Annotated in this window: 18 protein-coding genes; 14 read left to right on the forward strand and 4 right to left on the reverse strand. The window is 37.4% G+C overall.

Annotation, left to right across the window (positions count from 1 at the left end):
* Positions 1-8 precede the first annotated feature (8 nt).
* Positions 9-1,232, forward strand: a complete 1,224-nt coding sequence (locus NQ782_RS11255; RefSeq protein ID WP_032028389.1) for an alkane 1-monooxygenase — start codon at positions 9-11, stop codon at positions 1,230-1,232.
* A gap of 119 nt (positions 1,233-1,351) precedes the next feature.
* On the opposite strand, the gene NQ782_RS11260 is transcribed toward NQ782_RS11255, so the two are convergent.
* From NQ782_RS11260 to NQ782_RS11275, 4 genes are all read right to left on the reverse strand, one after another.
* Positions 1,352-2,557 (reverse strand): acyl-CoA dehydrogenase family protein, encoded by a 1,206-nt coding sequence (locus NQ782_RS11260; RefSeq protein ID WP_057093133.1) that lies wholly within the window; start codon positions 2,555-2,557, stop codon positions 1,352-1,354.
* Positions 2,558-2,578: 21 nt separating this feature from the next.
* Positions 2,579-3,862, reverse strand: coding sequence for an acyl-CoA dehydrogenase family protein (locus NQ782_RS11265; RefSeq protein ID WP_086230990.1), 1,284 nt, complete (start codon positions 3,860-3,862; stop codon positions 2,579-2,581).
* A gap of 229 nt (positions 3,863-4,091) precedes the next feature.
* Positions 4,092-5,465: an AarF/ABC1/UbiB kinase family protein gene (locus NQ782_RS11270; RefSeq protein ID WP_267581201.1), complete on the reverse strand. Its 1,374-nt coding sequence runs from the start codon at positions 5,463-5,465 to the stop codon at positions 4,092-4,094.
* Between the two features lie 236 nt (positions 5,466-5,701).
* Complete coding sequence (locus tag NQ782_RS11275) at positions 5,702-6,004, reverse strand: hypothetical protein (protein WP_057093134.1); 303 nt, start codon at positions 6,002-6,004, stop codon at positions 5,702-5,704.
* 190 nt (positions 6,005-6,194) lie between these two features.
* Here NQ782_RS11275 and ybaK point away from each other — a divergent pair, with 190 nt between their 5' ends.
* The 13 genes from ybaK (at position 6,195) to NQ782_RS11340 (ending at position 22,163) form a co-directional block, all read left to right on the forward strand.
* Entirely contained in the window at positions 6,195-6,659 is a 465-nt protein-coding gene (gene ybaK / locus NQ782_RS11280; protein WP_000186520.1) for a Cys-tRNA(Pro) deacylase, read from the forward strand.
* A gap of 373 nt (positions 6,660-7,032) precedes the next feature.
* Positions 7,033-8,817 carry an IucA/IucC family siderophore biosynthesis protein gene (locus tag NQ782_RS11285; protein WP_057093137.1) on the forward strand — a complete coding sequence of 595 codons (1,785 nt, stop codon included), beginning with the start codon at positions 7,033-7,035 and terminating at the stop codon, positions 8,815-8,817.
* Positions 8,810-10,243, forward strand: a complete 1,434-nt coding sequence (locus tag NQ782_RS11290; protein ID WP_057093139.1) for a lysine N(6)-hydroxylase/L-ornithine N(5)-oxygenase family protein — start codon at positions 8,810-8,812, stop codon at positions 10,241-10,243. The genes NQ782_RS11285 and NQ782_RS11290 overlap by 8 nt, the downstream gene beginning before the upstream one ends.
* A 20-nt stretch (positions 10,244-10,263) precedes the next feature.
* Entirely contained in the window at positions 10,264-11,703 is a 1,440-nt protein-coding gene (locus NQ782_RS11295) for a DHA2 family efflux MFS transporter permease subunit (RefSeq protein ID WP_057093140.1), read from the forward strand.
* Between the two features lie 11 nt (positions 11,704-11,714).
* Complete coding sequence (locus NQ782_RS11300; RefSeq protein WP_057093143.1) at positions 11,715-13,556, forward strand: IucA/IucC family siderophore biosynthesis protein; 1,842 nt, start codon at positions 11,715-11,717, stop codon at positions 13,554-13,556.
* 9 nt (positions 13,557-13,565) lie between these two features.
* On the forward strand, positions 13,566-15,476 hold the full coding sequence (locus NQ782_RS11305) for an IucA/IucC family siderophore biosynthesis protein (RefSeq protein WP_057093145.1): 1,911 nt from the start codon (positions 13,566-13,568) through the stop codon (positions 15,474-15,476).
* A gap of 12 nt (positions 15,477-15,488) precedes the next feature.
* The gene (locus NQ782_RS11310) at positions 15,489-16,259 is read left to right on the forward strand and encodes a (2Fe-2S)-binding protein (RefSeq protein ID WP_057093147.1); all 771 of its coding nucleotides are present in this window, start codon (positions 15,489-15,491) and stop codon (positions 16,257-16,259) included.
* The gene (locus NQ782_RS11315; protein ID WP_001071706.1) at positions 16,246-16,863 is read left to right on the forward strand and encodes an RraA family protein; all 618 of its coding nucleotides are present in this window, start codon (positions 16,246-16,248) and stop codon (positions 16,861-16,863) included. The genes NQ782_RS11310 and NQ782_RS11315 overlap by 14 nt, the downstream gene beginning before the upstream one ends.
* Positions 16,864-17,026: 163 nt before the next feature.
* Positions 17,027-19,171 (forward strand): TonB-dependent receptor, encoded by a 2,145-nt coding sequence (locus NQ782_RS11320; protein WP_370529499.1) that lies wholly within the window; start codon positions 17,027-17,029, stop codon positions 19,169-19,171.
* Between the two features lie 84 nt (positions 19,172-19,255).
* Positions 19,256-19,549, forward strand: coding sequence for a hypothetical protein (locus NQ782_RS11325; protein ID WP_000018791.1), 294 nt, complete (start codon positions 19,256-19,258; stop codon positions 19,547-19,549).
* Positions 19,550-21,073, forward strand: a complete 1,524-nt coding sequence (locus NQ782_RS11330; RefSeq protein WP_002133430.1) for a PepSY domain-containing protein — start codon at positions 19,550-19,552, stop codon at positions 21,071-21,073. It begins immediately after the preceding gene.
* Complete coding sequence (locus tag NQ782_RS11335) at positions 21,070-21,408, forward strand: hypothetical protein (protein ID WP_000006577.1); 339 nt, start codon at positions 21,070-21,072, stop codon at positions 21,406-21,408. Before NQ782_RS11330 ends, NQ782_RS11335 begins: the two co-directional genes overlap by 4 nt.
* A gap of 134 nt (positions 21,409-21,542) precedes the next feature.
* Positions 21,543-22,163: a GNAT family N-acetyltransferase gene (locus NQ782_RS11340; RefSeq protein ID WP_000956973.1), complete on the forward strand. Its 621-nt coding sequence runs from the start codon at positions 21,543-21,545 to the stop codon at positions 22,161-22,163.
* Positions 22,164-22,391 lie beyond the last annotated feature (228 nt).

Genomic DNA, 22,391 nt, shown 5'->3' on the forward strand with positions numbered 1-22,391 from the left:
ATATGACTATGAATGCCCCAGTAAATGTTCAGCAAGAACTTATGCCAGTGCCAGCGTCTATGCGTGAGATAGATCGTAAGCGCTATTTATGGATGATTAGTCCGGCTCTACCTGTAATTGGTTTAGGTATTTTAGCTGGATACCATTTTGGTCCACGCCCATTAAAGAAAGTATTTGCTTTAGGTGGCCCACTTTTATTACACGTTGTGATTCCTGCAATTGATACAATTATTGGTAAAGATGCGCGTAATCCAACCGATGAAGAAATTAAACTTCTTGAGAAAGATCCATATTATTCGCGTTTGGTAAAAAGTTTTATTCCATTACAGTATGCGGCAAATATTTATGCATGTTATTTAACAAGCCGTAAAGATACTTCATTTATTGACAAAATTTTGCTTGGTATTTCCATGGGTGCCTTTAATGGTATTGCGATTAATACAGCCCATGAATTAAGTCATAAACATGATCGTATAGACCATATTTTATCCCATCTTGCTTTAGTGCCTACAGGTTACAACCATTTCCGTATTGAGCATCCATATGGCCATCATAAGCGTGCAGCTACTCCTGAAGATCCAGCATCTTCACGTATGGGTGAAACATTCTATGAATTTTGGCCACGTACTGTTATCGGTTCTTTTAAATCAGCAATTGAAATTGAGAAAAATCGTTTAAAACGTAAAGGTAAAGAGTTTTGGTCACTCGATAACGAATTGCTGCAAGGCTGGGGTATGAGTGCTGCTTTCCATGCTTCTATGGTAGGAATTTTTGGTAAAGGTACGATTCCTTATTTAGCAACACAAGCATTTTACGGGATTAGTCTATTCGAAATTATTAACTATATTGAACATTATGGCTTATTGCGTCAGAAAAAAGAAAATGGTCAATATGAACGTACAATGCCAGAGCATAGCTGGAATAATAACAATGTAGTGACCAACTTATTCTTATATCAGTTACAGCGTCACTCAGATCATCATGCTTATCCAACTCGTCCATTCCAAACGTTACGTCATTTTGATGAAGCACCAGAGTTGCCAAGTGGCTATGCAAGTATGCTGCTACCAGCCATGATTCCTTCATGGTGGTTTAAAATGATGGATAAGCGTGTATTTGATCACTACAAAGGGGATTTAAATAAAGCAAATATTTCACCAAAACGTCGTGCAAAAATCTTCAAAAAATTTGGTGTAGTCGATAAGTCCTTAGAAGCTACACAGGCTGAATAATTAAAAAATATATTCCTGAAATACCGAACCCTCTAATCATGTGATTAGAGGGTTTTATTTTTGCCGATAAATCATAGTGCTAAAAAGCAAGGAAGTTAAAAAACTCCCTTGCAATATTTCTATTTTAGTTCACTTGAAGATTTTCCAAGCTCACGTCGAGCAATAATAAGTTGCTGGATTTGTTGAGTACCTTCAAAAATATCAAGAATTTTTGAATCACGTGCCCACTTCTCAAGTAGTTCATCTTCGTTATAGCCAACACTTGCTGCTAACTCGACACACTTCAAAGTGATTTCATTGCCTACACGACCTGCTTTTGCTTTAGCGATGGAAGCTTCTTTTGAGTTTGGTTTCTTGTTGTCGGCCATCCAGGTGGCTTTCAGCATAAGTAACCGTGCAGCTTCCCATTCGGCTTCCATTCGGTAAATTTGTGCAGCAAGGTTGGATGTTTGCAAATATGGAGTCGAGTAATTGGGGTCTAACTGGTCATTAAAAATTTCTTTAATACGCTCTAAAGAAGCCTTGGCACAGCCAATTGCCATTGCTGCGACTAATGGACGTGTATTATCAAAGGTTTCCATTACACCGGCAAAACCTTTTGCAACATCAATTTCAGGGTTACCGAGCAAGTTTTCAGCTGGAACCCGACAGTCAGTAAAACTAATAACGGCTGTATCAGAAGCTTTAATTCCTAACTTATGTTCAAGTCGTTCAACCTTCATTCCGGGTGTACCCTTAGGCACTACGAATGACTTGATTGCTGCTCGTCCAAGTTTTCGGTCAAGTGTAGCCCATACAACCACGGAGTCCGCACGTTCACCAGAAGTTACGAAAATCTTTTCACCATTTAAAATATAGTCATTGCCATCTTTAGTTGCCGTAGTACGGATCGCAGCAGAATCAGAACCGCAACCTGGCTCGGTAATGGCCATAGCTGCCCAAGTACCTTTAAAACGTTCTAGTTGCTCATCATTTGCGACCGCGGCAATTGCAGAGTTTCCTAAACCTTGACGTGGCATGCTCAGTAATAGTCCAGTATCGCCATAACACATTTCAATGATGCCTAACGCTGTTGACATGTTGGTTCCATTACGGACTCCTTCATTATCAGATTCACCACGTTTTCCTGCACCAGCAGCACCTGCATTAATTCCTTCACCACCTTCATTCATGCCATCAATGAGTGAAGCAAGCATATCCAGCTCTTTCGGATAAGCATGTTCTGCTTTATCGTATTTACGGGAAATAGGGCGTAATACATTGACCGCAACATCATGTGCCTGATCAATCATCATTTTGAATTTTTTTGGATTTTGTAAATTCATGAAAATATCCTCTGATTGATCTTAAGCATGTAGGCCAGAATGTAAAATTGCGGTTGCACGTAAATCACGATACCAACGTTCAACAGGGTGTTCTTTTGTAAACCCATGACCACCTAAAATTTGTACGCCATCTGTTCCTATTTTCATGGATTTTTCTGCGCAAAGAATGCGAGCTAAATATGCTTCACGATGGAACGGTTTACCTGCTTCGGCAAGACTTACCGCATTTAGAATCAGCATACGCATAGCATCAATTTCAATTGCCATGTCTGCAATCATGAATGCGACACTTTGACGATGTGAAATTGGTTCTCCGAAAGCAGTTCGCTCATTGGCATATTTAATACAGTAGGCTTTTACTGCTTCACAGGTTCCTACAGCCATTGCACACCACATTAAGTTGCCTAAATCTAAAAAGGCGATGTAATCAAAATCTGTTGTACCTAGTCGTAGAGCGGGGGTATGGCTGAATTTTAAAGTAGCTGTCTCTGTTGCTTTGAGACCCATTGCTGGAGTGTTCTTAATGGAAATAGTGTCACCCACTTGCACTACAAATACATCTGGTTTGCCATTAAAGTCAGCACTCACTAAGAACACATCAGCCAAATCTCCTAAAATGACTAAGGTTTTTTCACCATCTATAAAATATTGATCATTTTCAAGAGAGGCTTTTGTTTTTAAAACATAAGGGTTAAATGCTGGAGTAGCTTCTTGTACAGCGAAAGTGGCGGTAATGTCTGAGTCTTCTGCAAAGCAAGGTAAATACATTGACTGAACTTCAGTAGAACCCCAACGTGTAATGGCATTAATAACACTAAACGTACTTAAGAGCCCTGCTGTAAGACTAAAATCACCTTCAGCTAGTTTTTCAGCAATCAATAAGTTACTTACAATATTTTGTTCAGCGGCGACACCACCTAGTGCTTCTGGAAGAGCGTAATAGTTTAATCCTAAATCTTCTACATATTGCCAAAGGCTTTCTGGAAATTGAGCTGTCTGATCAGCATCATGAGCTAATCCCAATAAAACTTCTTGAGCAAATTGAGACATTGCCTCTGAAGTCATTTGTTGTTCTTCAGTTAGGCTTAAATCAAATAGGTTTTTCTTCTGTTGAGGCAGGCGTTGTTGGGGAATTTGCTTAGGTTTAAATGCTTTCTGAGTCTGACTTAATGCTCTAAAACCAGCTTTTGAACCTTGGTAAAGAGACCTTTCAAGAAATTTACGTAGTTTGAGTTGATCAAGTACATCGCTTCCAGCTAGTTTTGTGATCAGCGATAAACCCAACCCTTGGGCTTTATTGATCATATTTGTCATGATTATGGTGTCCTAACACATTGTTATTGTTTTATGCTGACACGCTGTATAAGAAAAAACTATGTCGTTGCTGACATTCAAAAAATGAGTAGATAAATGGTAAAAGCAAAATAGGTTTTGGTTTATGTTTCTGATTTCAAAAAATAAAATAAATTTTTAAAAAGAACTATTTTGATTGGATTGACTAGAATGACACGGAATCATTCTAGTCTTAATAATATTAAGTAAAGTTACGAATCATACGTCGTACATTTGTTTTGGCATCAATGACAGTCATAAATGTATATGCGCCAATAAACTTACGGCTAATAAACATAAATTCTTTTGGAGGAACCGAGAAATATCGAGACGCCATTGATTTGCTTGCTTGCTGCATAACACGACTATGTAACTGGCTCTTTTTCCAGTCATAACGTTCATGTTCATCCATCAGGCCAGCTGGCATATCTGGATTATTTGCAGGCGTACTGAATGCTTCTGTCGCAAGTAAAAACACATCGGCCATGCCGGGTTTAATACTTTCAGGCATTGCATCGAAAAACTCATATCCAGTCATTGCTTGGACCATCGCATGTTTATCATGCTGATAACCCGCTTGTATAAGATTACGCGCAACTGAGAGTAAATGTTCATCGAACTGACGGATCGCACCAAAGTCTAATAGTACAATTTTATCCTGAATATCTTGGCCATTACCTAAACGAACAAGGTAGTTACCAAAGTTAGGGTCAGTTTGCATTTCACCCCATTCAAAAATCTCACGAACTGCAATCTCTAGTGAAGCTTCACCGAGTTGATTGCGACGTTCTTGAGGAAGGGAAAGCATGACTGGACTATTGATAGGCACGCCACGTTCAAAGGTCATACATAAGACTTGATCGGTACAGTATTTATCTACAATTGTAGGGACGATATAGCGCTCATCATCTTTTAAACGCTCAGCAAAGCGACGTGTTGTGGCTGCCTCTACGTGATAATTGACTTCACGATGCATCATTTCACGTACTTCATCGAACCACTGATCAAACTCACGAGTTTGAGGAACCATACGTGTAAGCTTAAGCATGTTTTTAAACAGGCTCATATCGGAGTCAATTGCATTCGCAACACCAGGGTATTGAATTTTTAAAACTAACTCTAAACCGTCTGACTTACGTGTTGCGCGATGAACTTGTGCCAGAGAAGCCGTACCAATAGGCTCATGGTCAATTGTTAGATCATTTAACTTAGAACCTAGTTGTTCTTGTAAATGAGGTTTAATTGCTGGCCAGTCTAAAGCAACAGTTTGGTTATTTAAGGTATTTAAAGCTTGAGTAATTTCTTCTGGTAAAAAATGTTCACCATAAAGCGCCATCATTTGGCCAATCTTGACAATAGAACCTTTTAGTTTGCCAATTTCAGAAACAAGATAATTAGCTTGCTCGCTCATTGCCTTTTTACGCTTCTTCTCTTTTTCTTCTTCACTAGAAAAGAGGGAAGAGGCACTTGCAGTAGCCCAACGTGTTCCTGCCAGTAAAGAAGCTTTCGCGATTGATAAGCGTCGATCCATGGAAGAAGTTTTTAAACTCTTAAGCTTATCGTTCTGATTTGACATGAAAATAGAATCCTATGCGCATCATGCAGCCAAACGCTGGTGATCTAAAATTGTAACGAATATTACATGTTTTGAACGTATTAAAATAGTTCCCTCAGACTGAATGGTGAGTTGAAAGTCTCATTTTAGATTTTAATTTTCTAAAAATAGCCTAAGCGTTAGAGAGAAAATTAAAATATCCACCACTCAGAAAAATAAACCACTATAAAACGTCGTATCAGATGCTAACCGTAAAATTACATTTTAAACTGAATTTTCAATTCAGCCTTTTGCATTAAATGCATACGATTAGCTTGAATATGTTGAATAACCATTTGCTTGACGGAATCATGCATAAAACCAAGCGCATAAGCCTTTACAATAACGATGCTAGGCAGTGTATAGAAAAAGTACTTAACATCATCAAAAGTCGCATTATTAAAAATGCCTTGTTCGATTAAGGTCTGCTGTAAAAATTGCTTTTCATTTAATACATGATCTGAAGACTCATCCCAAAAACGGTGACGCATTGCCATCAGATTATTGTGTTTGTAACTCATAAATTCGCCAGTTCAGACTTTAAATCTCAACTAAATATATTGGAGTCATCTACTCAATATCAAGTTTAGATTGTTTTTTGTTCGGTGTAGGTTTGATTTTTCATGTAAATGATGTAAATAGCCTAAGCAAATTTTAAACTTTTCTTAAAATAAATATAATCAATATCATTTCATTAAAATTTAAACTCCTATGACTCCTGCATGTAGATTGTTAAAAAGTAACAAAATCGAATTTTCTATCCATGAATATGAACATGACGCAAATGCTAAAAGTTTTGGCTTAGAAGCTGCGGAAAAATTAAACCTTAATGTAAATGAGGTGTTTAAAACACTTCTGGTTACCGATGAGAAAAATTATTTTGTTGCGGTTATACCAGTTAACCATCAACTCAATTTAAAAAAAGTAGCTACGGCAGTGGGGTGTAAAAAATTACAGATGGCAAATCCTAAAGATGCCGAACGGTTAACAGGGTACTTAGTGGGTGGAATTAGTCCTTTAGGCCAAAAGAAACGTTTGAAGACAGTAATTGATGCCTCTGCACAAGAGCTCAGCAAAATTTATGTAAGTGGCGGTAAGAGAGGGTTAGATATTGGTGTAAATCCTAAAGATTTAGCACAAATATTAACGGCGCAATTTGTAGATGTACTTGATTAAATTTATGAAAAGGTGGCTACTTATTAATTTAAGCAGGAGTGGGTTGGCTCAAATCGGGTTTTATAATGAAAACCTATTGTAAATGAGAAGATTATCATTTAATACTATTGTTAAATTTAGTGAAGAAATTTACATTAAGTAATCACTCTTAGAATAAACATATTTAATTTCAAAAAGTTATTAAAAAAACAAAAATTATTCAGCATGTTGAATAATGAAATGATAATAATTATCATTAATACTATTCTTAGCCTTACATTGGCTGAGTAGAAAAATCATAAACTAAATATGATTAAGCAGTTGTTTTTAACAAATTGTTAAAAAGAAATTTTTTTAAAACAAAAGCTTAAGATTCTGAATAGGATGTAGTCAGATGCAAGAACTTGCCAACCGATTGGCGATACAAAATTTCGTCAACGCTTATATGCAAGAGACTGGCAAAGGATATTTACTTTCTTTTGACCAACAAAGTTCAACTCAACAAGCGTTTAGCTCTGGTTTGACGCTGTTAACTCTTCCTCTTCCTTCTATACAAGCAGAATGTTCTGTACCTTTATCTTATGTAAGTCGTGTAGGACGCCATCGTCTCGCTGCTTTACCGAAAATGTGTATTGATGGTCAATGGCAAAAAATCAGTGCAGGAACCATTGTTAGTCTTTTACTTGAAGAGTTGGTTATTGAATCTCAATTCAAATTAGATGCTGCTTCATTGTTAGAGAAATGGATACAAAGCCGGGACGCGCTACTACAATTCTTAAAACAACGCCACAATGATTTCGATGATTTAGTAAAGGCTGGACAGAATTTTATTGAAAGCGAACAGGTATTAATTTTGGGTCATAGTATGCACCCAGCGCCTAAAAGCCGGAATGGTTTTGTTCATGAAGATTGGTTGAAGTTTTCACCTGAACATGCTGGAAAAACTCAGTTACATTATTGGCTTGTTCATCAGAATTATATTGCTGAAGGTTGTGCAACTGAGCAGCCAATTTCAGATCAAGTTAAAGACGCAATCCGTTGGTATTTGTCCGAAAGCGATTTAAACCTGTTAAAGACTCATGTTGAATTTAAATTATTGCCACTACATCCTTGGCAAGCTCGTTATTTACAAGGTAAACCTTGGTTTGAGCAATTAAAACAAACAGGACAGTTAGTTGATATCGGTTTACGTGGATGGCAATTTTCACCGACTACATCAATTCGGACCTTAGCAAGTTTTAACGCCCCTTGGATGGTTAAAACTTCACTATCAGTCATGATCACTAATTCAATTCGAGTGAATTTGGCAAAAGAGTGTCATCGTGGCGAAATTTCTTATCGTTTATGGCACAGTGATTTAGGTAAAAAAATATTAAAACAATGCCCAACATTGAAAGCAGTTAATGATCCAGCCTGGATAGCCCTGCAAATAGACGGCGAGATTATTAATGAGACAATTTGTATTTTCCGTGATCAACCATTTGCAGTACAGCAACAAGTCACTTGTATTGCATCTTTATGTCAAGACCATCCAAATAAAGAGTTAAATCGTTTTAATGCTTTATTTGACCAAATTGCTCAGAAAAATCAACAAACGAATTTTAAAGAAATTGCTTTGGATTGGTTTGATCATTTCTTGAAGATTGGCTTGGCTCCGTTAATGTATGTTTATCATAAATACGGTATGGCTTTTGAATCGCATCAACAAAATGTATTACTTGAGCTAGAAGATGGTTTACCGAAAAATCTCTGGTTACGTGACAACCAAGGCTTTTATTATATTGAAGAGTTTGCAACTGAAATTGTAGAAGCATTACCAGATTTACTAGAAAAAGCTCATGCGGTTGGTCCTAAAGATTTTGTGGATGAACGCTTTAGTTATTATTTCTTTGGCAACACTTTATTTGGTTTGATTAATGCAATTGGAGCAACTGGCTATATCTCTGAAGATGAACTGTTAATCCATTTGCAACAAAATTTACTTCAATTATTAGAGCAATATCCAGATAGTACATTATTACAGGGTTTATTGTTTAACGATTCTTTACCGTATAAAGGCAATTTACTTACACGTTTACATGAATTAGATGAGCTTATTGCTCCATTAGAACATCAGTCCGTGTATGTGCAGCTACCAAATCCACTGTACGTTGAACAGAAGGATGTGAGCTATGCTTGATTTTATTGGAATTGGGCTAGGGCCGTTTAATTTAAGTCTGGCTAGTCTGTTACATGATAAAAGCGAGCTGCAATATCGCTTTTTTGATCAGCGTGAGAAATTTGACTGGCATGCTGGTATGCAATTGCCCAATGCGATGTTACAAGTTCCTTTTATGGCTGATTTGGTTAGTATGGTTGAGCCAACCAGCCCTTTTAGTTTTTTAAACTATTTAAAACACCATCAACGTTTATATAAATTCTATTTTAGAGAAAATTTGTATATACCGCGTCAGGAATATAACCATTATTGTCAATGGGTTGTAGAACAACTTAACCATATTGAGTTTAGTAGCCGTGTGCTGGACATTAAACCGATTATAGGTGGATTTGATGTAGAGGTAGTGTGTAATGGGCACCACCAACATTATCGTACTCGACAATTGGTATTGGGAGTGGGTACAACTCCACATTTACCAGAAAGCCTACAACAGATTTACTCAAAATCAGGAACCTGCCTGCATTCATCAGAATATTTACAGTACAGCTCCCAGAAGTTATCAGGAAATGTAGTTTTAATTGGTTCTGGACAGTCCGCAGCAGAGATTTTTTTAGATCTATTTGATCGTCAGTATATGAATGGTCGAACTACACCAGACTTTCATCTTTATTGGTTAACCCGTTCTGCTGGTTTCTTTCCAATGGAAAATACACCATTCGGTTTAGAACATTTTAGTCCGGATTACATGCATTACTTTTACCATTTACCATCAGGTTTAAAGGCAGAGTTACCAGCGCAACAAGCAAATTTATATAAAGGTATTAGCAGTAAAACGATACGTGATATTTATGAGCGTTTATATCATCGTAGTATCGGTGGAATGCCTACAGATGTTACGTTGGCTGGACATCATCAACTGCAATATGCAGAGCTCTTAGAAAACCAGAAAACAAAGTTGTGTTTTGAACACCGTCAGCAAAATAAGAATTATATTCTGGAGGCTGATTGTGTTATTGCAGCTACGGGTTATCGTTATCCAAACCCTAAGTTTCTACAAAATTTACAATCTTTGATCATACGAGATCAGGCCGACCATTGGCAGGTGGCTTCAAACTTTAAAGTCAATTATCAAGGTGAGGGATCTATATTTATTCAAAATATGGAAGTTTATCACCACGGCGTAGGTACGCCTGATTTAGGCTTAGGAGCATATAGGGCAGCCACAATTGCAAATCAATTGGTTGGTGAAGAGTTATTCAAACTTGATCATTCTCAGTCGTTCCAACAATTTGGAGTGAATGCATCAGCGCAAGAAGAAGTTTCTATTCGCAATATTGCAGCCTCAAAAATAACCGAGTTTTCAAGACCCTTAAATAAATCAGGGCCAATGCGTCATTCTGCTTTGGGAGCGTATGCACGAAGTAAATTATCTGAGCATATTGAATAAGCTGAACAGAGGATATGTGTATGGAACGTTCTTCTGTGTCCGCGGCTCAACCTCATGAGCAAAGTTTACAACGCTACGTACTTCTGACGGTTATGCTTGGTACAGGTACGGTTAGTTTAAATAACAGTAGTTTCAACCCTGCAATACCTCATTTAATGTCCTATTTTCAGGTAGGTGAGGTATGGGCAAGTTGGGTCGTTGTTGCCTTTTTATTAGCAATGAGTATCAGTTTGCCTTTAGCTGGGTTCCTAAGCCAGCGTTTTGGTAAGCGGTCAATTTATTTAATTGCCTTATTGGGGTTTGCTTTGGCTTCTACAGCAGGTGGTTTATTTAATCAGTTTGAATCGGTGTTGATTGCTAGAGCTCTGCAAGGCTTTTGTAGCGGATTAATGATTCCATTATCTCTTGGACTAATTTTTTCAGTTACGCCAAGTGAACAACGGGGAAGTACAACAGGATTATGGGGTGCCATGATCATGCTAACCTTAGCAGTTGGGCCTATGCTCGGAGCACTGGTTTTGGTATGGCTTAATTGGAAGGCCTTATTTTTTATCAATTTACCTGTTGCTTGTCTGGCATTAATTTTAGGCTATGTTTTTCTACCTAAAGAGCAAGGGGACAATAAGCAAGAGTTTGACTGGGCAGGATTCTTTTTTCTCGGTTCAAGCATAGTTTTATTACTTGGGACACTGAGCCAAATCCATCAAATTCAGGACTTATTTCAACCTCTATATGGTGCGCTTTTAGTTCTAAGTGTGCTGCTTTTTATAAGATTTATTTTTTTACAAAAGAATAAGTCGATGCCATTAATCGAGCCAGCTTTGTTTGCTACGAAGGGTTTCCGCTACAGCTTAGTCATTTGTGTGGCACAAACAGTAGGCTTATTTATTGGCATGTTGCTCATTCCACTATGGATACAGCACCTTCTAAAGTTAAGCCCGCTTTGGACTGGTTTTGCGCTAATGAGCAGTGCAGTAGTTACCGGTATTTGTAGTCAACCTGCAGGAAAATATCTAGATCGTTACGGTGCTGCAAAAATCATGTCTCTTGGACTAATGATTACTGTGGCTTCTTTTCTTTTGCTTGCTTGGGCACCTGTACAAAATGTCTGGTTCATTGTGTTTTGTATGATATTACATGGCTTAGGAATGGGACTTTCTTATATGCCATCGACTACGGCAGGTTTGAACAGCTTACGCCAGCAGCAACAGCATCTAGTTACTCAAGCGGCCTCTCTAAATAATTTATTCCGACGTATTTTTGCTGCAGTGGCAGTCGTTATTGCCGCGTTATATCTTCAGCTAAGACAACAATCATTGCCGTTAAATACTCAAGCAATATTTACATCATTTCACACTATGCAGGAAATCTTTGTGTGTTGTGCAATTCTTATACTTTGCACTTTGCCTTTCGCATGGCGTTTTCCTGAACAGTACAGAATCGACCAATTAAAGAAATAGGATTAATAAAAATGGGACAATTACATCCAGTTTTATCAAATACACATGTGATTCAAAATGCTTTACAGGCTTGGCAACATCCAAATTCGGATCAGGCAAAATATGTTGAGCAACGTGTTATTAAGCAATTACTTCAAGCTTTAATTTTTGAAGATATTATTCATTCAGAATATGATGGAAAAAATTTTATTATAGAAATACAAAATAGTCAGCGCCAAACCATTCGTTATGTCGCTGCAGGGCAAAGACAATATAGTTACAAGCTGGTACGTCTCGCCCGCAATCAGGATGTATTTCGTCAAGATGAAAACGGTCATTATCAGATTGCTACTTTAAATTTAGTTATTGATGAAATTCTTAGAACCATAACCGATGCAGCAAAAGTTGAAGATTTTATTTTTGAATTAAAACGAACATTTATTCATGATTTACAGTCTCAAGCATGTTTTGATCACTATGCTTTGCCAGCAATTCAATATCCATATGATATTTTAGAATCATATTTAATGGATGGTCATCCATATCATCCGTGTTACAAGTCACGTGTAGGTTTTAGTTTACAAGACAATGTACGCTATGGGGTAGAGTTCGCCCAACCAATCGCCTTGGTCTGGTTGGCTGTGCATCAGGACATTGTTGCAAAAAAACATTCAGAAGATATAGAGCCAGATTTATTTTTTAAGGAGCAATTGAATTCACAAGACCAAGAGCTATTCCTGCAACATCTCTCAGATCGTGATTTGAAGGCTGATGAATATATTTGGATTCCGGTTCATCCTTGGCAATGGGAAAACCATTTAATTTCTATTTTTGCTGAAGAAATTCTAAATGGCAAAATTGTTTATTTAGGGCAAAGTCAGGATCGCTATTTAGCCCAACAATCTCTACGCACTATGACTAACTTGCAGCATCCGGAAAAGCCTTATATCAAACTGTCGATGAGTCTAACTAATACATCAAGCTCACGTGTTCTGGCTAAACATACAGTAATGAATGGGCCAATTATTACAGACTGGTTGCAACGCTTAATTAAACAGAGCAAAACCGCCCAAGAGCTTGATTTTGCTGTATTACGTGAAGTGTATGGTTTAAGCGTGGATTTTACTAAATTGCCAAAATCACATGCTCAACAGGCCTATGGCACAATTGGATGTCTATGGCGTGAGAGTGTGCATCAATATTTACGTGAAGGTGAAGATGCAATACCGTTAAATGGCGTGAGTCATATCCAAAAAGATGGGCAAGCATTAATTGCACCCTGGTTACAGCAATATGGTGTTGAATCATGGACACGTCAACTTTTGAAAGTTGTGATTACTCCTTTGATTCATTTACTTTTTGCGGAGGGAATTGCAACTGAATCACATGGCCAAAATATTATTCTTGTACATAAACAAGGTTGGCCAACGCGAGTTCTTTTAAAAGACTTCCATGATGGTGTGCGCTATAGCCCAGCACATTTAGCGCAGCCTGAATTGGCTCCTGAACTCGATCAGTTGCCGCCTGAGCATGCAAAAACCAACAGTATGTCATTTATTTTGACAGATGATTTAAATGGTATTCGTGATTTTAGCTGTGCCTGTCTGTTTTTTGTCGCTTTAACCGATATTGCAATATTTTTAAATCAAAACTTTGATCTTCCAGAAAAAAGTTTCTGGCAATGGGCTGCGGAAGTCATCCAAAATTACCAGCAGCAACATCCAGAGCATGCTTCACGTTACCAATTATTTGATGTTTTTGCCGAAAAATTACGCATTGAGTCATTAACTAAACGGCGTTTATTTGGCGATCGTAGTATACAAATTAAATTTGTAGATAACCCGTTAGCTCCTTTTAAATTGCAGGTGAAGTGAGATTTATCTATGAATGCACTTCAGCCCGTTTATCAAGTAATGAACCAAGGAATCTTACAGGATTTTATCAATAGCCTTCTGGTTGAAACGATTATTCCTGAACAGTTTATTTTTGATTTTGCGACTGCCCAAACTGCGCTAAATCAACATGGCAAAAATCTTCAAGAAGTATTTAAAAACACGTCTGAACAATTTTCTTTTGTGCTATTACACGAAGAGAATCGGCAAGGCTTGGTCATGTTTACGGTACAAAAAGGTATTACTCAAGCCTGGAAGTTTGCTAATGAAACAGAAGTTTTTCTATTGGAACGCACAAATGATCATGTTCAGATCAATGTGATTGGGATAATAGAACTTTTTGAGTTTATTCAAGCGATAGGTCTTTTTAATCATTGTAGTGCTGATAAAGTTCAAGCCTTTTATGAGCAGCTGCAAAAATGTTTAAAGCAATATCATTTATTACAACAGCATCGGGTAAATGCACATGATTTATTGAATCAAAGCTTGGCACATAGATTCCGCATTTTAGAACAATATGCAGGTTATCGGGACCGCCCATATCATCCTTTAGCCAAATTAAAAGAAGGTCTCAGTCAGCAAGAGTATATGCAATATTGTCCGGAATTCGCTCAAGAATTATCTATTCATTGGGTGGCTGTACATAAAGATAAAATGATGTTTGGTGAAGGGGTAGAAAATATTTTCAAACAACAGCCAAGCGAAATTTTTATTCCTCGTTCTGAGCGATATCAATTAAAACAGGAAATGTTTCAACGTGGGTTAAATGAAACCCACATTGCAATGCCAATTCATCCTTGGCAATTTGAGCATTTATTTCCCAAATTCTATGCGGATGATATTGCCGAAGGCATTTGTCATCCTTTGAATTTTATCTCTAAAGGAATGTATGCCAGTGCGTCTATGCGTAGCCTCTTATCAAAAAATGTTTTAGAAGAAAGTCTAAAATTACCGATAGGAATTAAAGCTCTTGGTTCATTAAGATTTTTGCCTATTGTGAAAATGATTAATGGTGAAAAAAATCAGAAATTATTACAGCAAGCCAAGGCAAAAGATGCTGTCTTAAAACAAAAATTATGGCTTTGTGAAGAAACACAATGGTGGTCATACTTACCCGAGAAGCAAAATGACCGGACAGCAGACAATGAGTGGTTATTTGTAGAGAAACCTACCCATTTGGCAGCTCAGCGCCGTCATATTCCAGCTGAATTATTGCAAGAACCTTATCAACTTATACCAATGGCAAGTCTTGGACATACAATTATGGATCAGCCTGCCATTTTTGATTATATTTTGCAGCTTCAACACAAGGACATAAATTCCAAGCAGATACTTATCGAGTTTGAGAAACTGTGTACATGTTTCTTTGATGTAAATTTGCGATTATTCCGCTTAGGGCTTATGGGTGAAATTCATGGGCAAAACATATGTCTTGTGTTGAAAAATGGCGAATTTGATGGATTGATGTTCCGTGATCATGATTCATTACGTATTTATTTACCTTGGGTAGAGCAAAACGGATTAAAAGATCCTAATTATTTGAGTCCACATGATTTTAGAAATACGCTTTATCATGAATCGGTAGAGGCTCTGTTATTTTATATTCAAACTTTAGGTATTCAGGTTAATCTAGGGTGTATTGTTGATAATTTAGCGAGTCACTATCAAATTGAAGTTAAGGATCTATGGTCTGTACTTACTCATGCGTTACAGCAAGTTATTCAAAATCTAAACTTCCAGCCAGAGATTTTGACTCAGCTCCAACATTTACTATTTGAAGTGCCTGAATGGCCATATAAGCAGTTACTTCGACCTTTGCTAGAACAAGATACACGGATTGGTAGTATGCCATCGGGAATTGGGAAAACCCGAAACCCACTTTGGTATGCCTTAAATTGTTAGTGATATCTGACGATGAATACGTCTTTTAAAATACAGGCAGAGAAGTGCGCAACTCTGCCTATATTGCAACAGCGTCTGAAATTAAATGTTCAAATACTACCTGAAAGTTCAACAACCTTAGATTGTCTGTTGAATGAAGATGTATGTCGACAGGTGTTACAGGATTTTGCAACACGTATTCATGCTAAAAATCTAACTTGTGCGACCTCATTGTTTGTCAAATATTGGTGTACAAGTTGGATCTTACCTTTTTTATATTGCCATGCGGCTGTTTTGCCATTTGTAAAATGGGATAGTTCAGCATTAGTTATAGACTTGCCGGAACAATGGTATTGGGATAGGACTTTACAGTTAAACCAAACAAGTTTTTATTCTTTTCAGATTATACATTTGCAAGAGTTTAATGACTTGATAGAACAACTTAATCTGTTATTTAAGCAGTTAGCGAAAATAGGTCGCGTACCTTATGTATTACTCTGGGAAAATGTAGCTGTTCGAGTAGTACAGTTTTATCATTCTTTTACAAAGCAAAATCTAAATCCGGATATACAGTCTCGGTTAGAACGGCAAAAACAATTCTTTAAGTCAAAAACTGCCGAAAGTTTTTATTTAACTGAAAATCCGTTTATGCGTTTATGGAATGGATGGCATCCAGAATTTAATACTTTTATGAGACAAAAATGCTGTTTCTATTTTCAGCTTGAAGAGGCTGAACAAACCTTATGCCGTAATTGTCCCTTACGTTTAAAAGAAATCGGAAAATTTAAAAATGAATCAAATTGATACTTCTAAAGCACTTGTTACAGCATATAAAGAAATAGCAACCTCTACTATTGGTCATGTACTTGATCAGGGATATATTCCACAGGTATTCCCCTTAAGACCTGAAGATAAGGTGGTAGGGATTGTACGTACGGTTCGGATTGAGTCGATCAATGCGAGTGGTTTAAGACAAGTCTTGATGAGTTGTCAACCAAATGAAGTTCTCGTTATTGATGCAAGATATGATCTACAACGTGCTTGCTGGGGAGAGCAAAGGAGCGTAGCTGCTATACACTGTGGTCTGGCTGGGGTTGTGGTCTTAGGTGCTATTACAGATCGGCAGGCTTTACTTAAACTCAAACTTCCTATATTTGCTCATACAACCAGTTGTTTAACCACTCGTAATGAAGGGGAAAGTCTCGTTGAAATAGATGCCAAGATTCATATTAATCATACCATTGTACAAACTGGAGATCTGATTGTAGGGGATGCAGATGGAATATTTATAATAAAAATGGATGTGGCACAGCAATATTTAAAAGAATTTCAAATGCTTGAGCAAAATGAACAAAATAAGAAAAATGAATTCTTTTTAAAAAATAACATAGATGACTATTATTTTTAATAAAAATCATTCTCATTAATGTTCGTATTTAGTATGATGTCGTGCCTCTTGAAAAATCGTTGAGTAACATTTGGGCTAGGGAGAAATGGAAAAAATGAATGTAAACAATAAGATTGGGGTTAAATCACGTAATCACATACGTTCAAAACAAGTACTTTTTAAGATGACACCTTGTTGTCTTGCCATATCGGCTATTTTTGCACAGCAGGCTTATGCAGAAACCGTAACTCAAACGGCTGAAGTAAGCGAAAATGCAACACAAAAACCAGTAACCCAATTGCAAAAGATTGTAGTAACTGCGACTCGTACACCAAAAAATATTGCAGAGATTGCAGGTACAGTTCAATCTATTGATCAGAAACAAATTATCCAGCAAGCTACGGCGGGTCGTAAAGTTGCTGATATTCTTGCTCAACTTGTACCATCACTCGGCGCAAGCAGCGGCACAAGTACTAACTATGGCCAAACCATGCGTGGTCGTGATGTCATGATCATGATTGATGGTGTTTCGCAAACAGGTTCACGTGATGTCGCACGTCAGTTGAACAGCATTAGCCCAAGCATGATTGAGCGTATCGAAGTGCTTTCTGGTTCAACCAGTATTTATGGTGCAGGTGCAACAGGCGGTATTATCAATATTATTACCAAGCGCGCAGATGCTTCTAAACCATTAAGTTTTGAAACCAAGCTAGGCATTACTTCATCGGATAAATTCCGTGGAGATGGTCTAGCTTATGAAGTAGGTCAATCAGTTTCGTTCAATAAAGACAATATCAATGGTTTCTTAGGTGCAAACTTTACCAGCCGTGGCTCACAGTTTGATGCACATGGTGACCGTATTGCCCTAGAGCCGTATCAAACCAGCCGTCAAGATACTGACACGATTGATGTCAATGGCCGTGTAAATATTGATTTGACGAATACCCAATCATTGAGCTTTGGTGCGCAATATTACAAAGATGAGCAAGATACAGACTATGGCCCAGATTACGGCGCGAATTATGGCGTAACGACTAGTCAGCCAAACTCATACGTTGCTAAAAAAGGTTTACAGTTACCTGATCAACCATTTACTGAACGTGTTGCGTTCAATACTCAATACCAAAATAAAGATGTATTGGGTCAGGTAGTGAACTTGGAAGCTTACTACCGCAAAGAAGATGCACGTTTCTTCCCGATTTATACAGGTGGTGAATCTGTTAAGCAATCTCAGTCTGAGATTGAAGTTGCTGGCTTCCGTTCAACAGTGCAAAGTGATTTAACAGTTGCCAATCGTGATCTGAAACTGACTTATGGTTTAGATTATGACCATGAAACAGACCATCAATATTATGAAGGGCTTATTGCTTCGAATACAGGTCTTAGCTATACACCAACAGGTGTAACTACCGATGCAGGCCCAGACACAACGATTCAAAGTGCTGGTGCATTCTTACAAGCTGACTATGCATTGACAGACCGTTTGAATGTACAGGCAGGTACGCGTTATCAGTACATTAAAGCGGATACAGATGCATATAGCACTTCAAAAGGTGAGCAACCAAGTGGTTCTGTCAATGATGATGCAGTGCTATTTAACTTAGGTACCGTATATAAGCTGACCGATGATCAGCAAGTCTTTGCCAATTTCTCACAAGGTTTCAGCTTCCCAGATGTACAACGTATGATGCGTGATGCATTTAGTATGACCACTGCCGATATTCAGCCAATTCGTGTAAACAGTTATGAGCTTGGTTGGCGCTTACAAGAAGAGCAAGGTCTAAACTTGGGGGTAACAGGTTTCTATAACACTTCTGACAAAGTACTCAGATTCGTGAACAAAGTTGCAAGTATTGTAGATACAGACCAACGTATTTATGGTGCTGAATTGACTGCAAGCTATCCGTTCCTAGAAGACTTTAAAGTGGGCGGAACACTCGGTTATACCCGTGGTCAGTACAAAGATACCGATGGTAAATGGAAAGAGCTGAATGCACTTCAAGTTTCACCAGTCAAAGGTACTATATTTGGTGAATGGGATAGCGATGAAGGTTATGGCGCTCGAGTGCAAGTGCTTGCCATTAAAGGTACAGATGAAGCCGTTAAAGATGGTTCAGCTGGTGCAGTAGACATTAAAGGTTACACCACTATGGATGTCTTGGCGCATTTTCCTGCTTGGAAAGGTCGTGTAGATTTTGGCGTATATAACGTATGGAACAAAGACTATCGCACTGTTTATAGCCAACAAGCTGTCGCAACCTATGCACCAGTTGCAAGTATTCCTGCTGAAGGCCGTACTTATGGTTTAAGTTATACTTTTAACTATTAATGCAACTAACGAAAGAGATACCTGTATAGAGCAGGTATTTCTTTCAATCAAATCTGGCATATTTAAATTTTTAAGGCTATTTAAATGAGTCATCTAAAAAAACAAGAAAATTTTAATTTTACGTATAGCAGGATCTTTTTTATCTGTTTAGCCGCTTATTGCTACAGTTCATGGCTCAGCCTTGTTTTGGCTAAATGGTTACCTTTTGCTAAAGCAGAGAATGTTTATTTTTCGGTATTTATCAGTTTTATCTTTTTTATTTTTTATATTGTCTTTACGAGTTCCATTTTATCAAAACTATGGTTTTGGATGATCAATAGCTTAGGCGTAGTGTTATTAGTGAGCTATTGGCTATTAGCTAAATGGGGAGTGGCTTAAATGAATTTTCGTCAAATTCAGGCAATACTACATAGTTGGTTTGGAATTATTGTTCTTTGGGTTATCTTTTTTATTTTTTTTACGGGCTCTATTGCTTATTTTCGAACGGAAATTAATGTTTGGGCACAGCCAGAAGCAATCAGCCATATTCAAACAATCCCTTCTGCACAACATTCTGCGCAAACTGCGTTTAACTATCTCAATCAACATGCACCAAATGCCAAAAGATGGCGAGTCACAGTAGCCAATGAGCGGATGCCTGTGAATCTACTTCAATGGCAGGATAAAGAGGGGAAACATCAAGAGCTACAAAACCCTAATACCGGAGAGCTATTGGGGCCTGTACGGAAGACTTTGGGTGGAGATTTCTTTTTCAAACTACATTACACGCTTTATCCTTTGCCAAGCACGTTCGGTAGCTTAGTTGTAGCAGTTGTTGCCTTAATTCTATTAATTAGTTTAATCACAGGTGTGATTACACATAAGAAAATTATTAAAGAGTTTTTTACCTTTAGGGCTTTTAAAGGACAGCGTTCTTTATTAGATCTTCATCACATAACAGGAGTTATCACTTTTCCTTTTTATTTGGTGATGGCCTTTACTGGACTGTTGATTTTATTTTATCTAGTTTTACCGTGGGGATTATCGGAACAATATGGTAAAGCTGGTATACCTAAGTTCTATAATGAAATGCAGTTTACCGAGGTGGCAAAACCTCGAGAACCTTCCTTAACAGAAGCGATGCAACCTTTTAATCAATTCATGGCACAAATGCCTAAGCGAACAGAATCTGGAGCTATTTTAGATAAATTTGAAGTTCAAAAGCCTAATACAGCCGATGGCATGATTACATTTGACTATAACTATAAAAATATTATTACCTTAAATACTCCTCAATATATTTTTGCAACAAATACGGCTGAACGACTCAATCAGCCACGAAATTTAAGTGCAATTGCACAATTAGGTTCATCAAGTTATGGGATTCATTTAGGTTACTTTGCTTCTATCTGGATGCGTTTTATTTTGGCTTGTTTAGGAATAATAGGATGTGTCATGTTGGTTGCAGGCGCATTACTATGGCAAAAAAAGCGCATCAAAGAACAAAAGAAATTTGGATATAGATTAGTAAGACATTTGAACTTTTTTACTTTCTTAGGGCTGCCTTTTGCCTCAGCCTTTTATTTAATGGTTAGTCGGATTATACCTGCTTCATTTGAGCCGAGGGAACTATACGAGGTTTCAGCATTTTATATAGCATGGCTATTAAGCTTATTGATTAGCTTTAGCTGCTCAATAAGGAAGGGAATAATCATCATGCTATATATTACGGCTGCTGTTTTATTCCTTATTCCAGTTATTAGTGTCGTTCTGGTGCCAGAAGCCTCTTTATTAAATAGTTTAAAGTCTGTGCATTGGTCTCTTGCTGGTATCGATCTGGCGCTCATACTGCTCGGGCTATTCTATTTAGTAGTACTACGCTTCTACCAAACCAAATTTATTACGTTAGGAGAGGCCAAATGAGCTTTGCATCATTATTTTGGGCTATTGCTGCCATAATGCAAGCATGTATGCTCAGCCAATTTGGTCAGAAAAAGCTTCAATATAGCTGGCTTAAAAGTACATCTAGACGAATTTTATATGGAACAACCATATTATTTTTGCTTAGTTCATTGTTTTTGAATTGCTCCTTTGAAGGAAGCTCAGTAGGAGTCTTATCATGGTTTTTTGCCATCATCACAACCGCTTTCTTTTTGCAAATTATTGTTTTTTATTTTTTTAGAAAATATTTTATTCCTATTTGGTTAATGGTAATCGTCGTTGCAATTATTTTCTCGATTGTTGAGTTGGTACCTTAAATATTAGCAGGGGAAAGCTGAATTTTTTGTCCATAATTTATGCAATAAAAAAAATAGTAAAAATAAGCTTGCATCTTAAATAAAAATGATTATCATTATCAATTATAGGTTATGTCATAGCAAGGACCGTTATAATGCTTACGCTTTCACAAAAGCTCCCAGATTATTTTGAATATATTGAAAATGATGTTAGCTACTCATTACGTCAGGTTCAGTATCCTCAAGATATACCACTATTACACCGCTGGATGCATGAGCCACACGTTATTCCTCAGTGGCAATTAAATAAAAGCGAAATAGAACTCAAAGTTTATTTTGAAAAAATGCTAGCTGATGATCATCAACGTTTAATGATTGTAGGAATCAATGGTCAAGACGTGGGTTATGCCGAAATTTATGAAGGGAAGCGTGATCGCCTAGCTCGTTATTATAAAGGTGAAGACAATGATTTAGGTTGGCATTTACTATTTGGGGAGAAATCTGCTTTTGGTCAAGGCTTTTTGCGCCCAACAATTCGTTTATTGAATTTCTATATTTTTGAAAATTCCCCAACAAATAGAATTGTAGGAGAACCTGATCATACAGTGAAGCCTTATGCGGCTGTAGTAGAAGACATGTGCTATGAAGAGCAGGGCTTAATTCCAATGCCGGAAAAAACGGCAATGTTGTATTACTGTTTCCGTGAAAAGTTCTATGACAGATTTTTTGAGTTATACCAGGCATCGCAACAAAAATTACAGCAAAAAGCGAGTTAATTTCTGGTATGGGTAGACCTGCAAGACATAATAAAAACAATGCAGGTCTGTTTAGCAGTAAATGGACCTAAGAAAAATAAACATGATCAGCGCATAAAAAGAAGAAGCAAAAGTAGCACGCGAGGAAGGCTTGCTACTTTTGTGCTTAAAACTCAGTTTCAGAATTATCTATATTGTTCAACCTTTTTGAGTTTTTAACTCTTCTCAGTAACAGATTGCTTATATTTT

Source organism: Acinetobacter sp. BD54 (assembly GCF_044778325.1).
Classification (GTDB): Bacteria; Pseudomonadota; Gammaproteobacteria; order Pseudomonadales; family Moraxellaceae; genus Acinetobacter; species Acinetobacter baumannii.

Bases quoted from the DNA above. Each gene is read 5' to 3' on its own strand.
- NQ782_RS11305 (WP_057093145.1), top strand. From the start codon at position 13,566: ATGAATGCACTTCAGCCCGTTTATCAAGTAATGAACCAAGGAATCTTA.
- NQ782_RS11330 (WP_002133430.1), top strand. From the start codon at position 19,550: ATGAATTTTCGTCAAATTCAGGCAATACTACATAGTTGGTTTGGAATT.
- NQ782_RS11285 (WP_057093137.1), top strand. From the start codon at position 7,033: ATGCAAGAACTTGCCAACCGATTGGCGATACAAAATTTCGTCAACGCT.
- NQ782_RS11295 (WP_057093140.1), top strand. From the start codon at position 10,264: ATGGAACGTTCTTCTGTGTCCGCGGCTCAACCTCATGAGCAAAGTTTA.
- NQ782_RS11335 (WP_000006577.1), top strand. From the start codon at position 21,070: ATGAGCTTTGCATCATTATTTTGGGCTATTGCTGCCATAATGCAAGCA.
- NQ782_RS11270 (WP_267581201.1), bottom strand. From the start codon at position 5,465: ATGTCAAATCAGAACGATAAGCTTAAGAGTTTAAAAACTTCTTCCATG.
- NQ782_RS11290 (WP_057093139.1), top strand. From the start codon at position 8,810: ATGCTTGATTTTATTGGAATTGGGCTAGGGCCGTTTAATTTAAGTCTG.
- NQ782_RS11255 (WP_032028389.1), top strand. From the start codon at position 9: ATGAATGCCCCAGTAAATGTTCAGCAAGAACTTATGCCAGTGCCAGCG.
- NQ782_RS11315 (WP_001071706.1), top strand. From the start codon at position 16,246: ATGAATCAAATTGATACTTCTAAAGCACTTGTTACAGCATATAAAGAA.
- NQ782_RS11300 (WP_057093143.1), top strand. From the start codon at position 11,715: ATGGGACAATTACATCCAGTTTTATCAAATACACATGTGATTCAAAAT.
- NQ782_RS11325 (WP_000018791.1), top strand. From the start codon at position 19,256: ATGAGTCATCTAAAAAAACAAGAAAATTTTAATTTTACGTATAGCAGG.
- NQ782_RS11320 (WP_370529499.1), top strand. From the start codon at position 17,027: ATGACACCTTGTTGTCTTGCCATATCGGCTATTTTTGCACAGCAGGCT.
- NQ782_RS11265 (WP_086230990.1), bottom strand. From the start codon at position 3,862: ATGATCAATAAAGCCCAAGGGTTGGGTTTATCGCTGATCACAAAACTA.
- NQ782_RS11340 (WP_000956973.1), top strand. From the start codon at position 21,543: ATGCTTACGCTTTCACAAAAGCTCCCAGATTATTTTGAATATATTGAA.
- NQ782_RS11260 (WP_057093133.1), bottom strand. From the start codon at position 2,557: ATGAATTTACAAAATCCAAAAAAATTCAAAATGATGATTGATCAGGCA.
- NQ782_RS11310 (WP_057093147.1), top strand. From the start codon at position 15,489: ATGAATACGTCTTTTAAAATACAGGCAGAGAAGTGCGCAACTCTGCCT.
- ybaK (WP_000186520.1), top strand. From the start codon at position 6,195: ATGACTCCTGCATGTAGATTGTTAAAAAGTAACAAAATCGAATTTTCT.
- NQ782_RS11275 (WP_057093134.1), bottom strand. From the start codon at position 6,004: ATGAGTTACAAACACAATAATCTGATGGCAATGCGTCACCGTTTTTGG.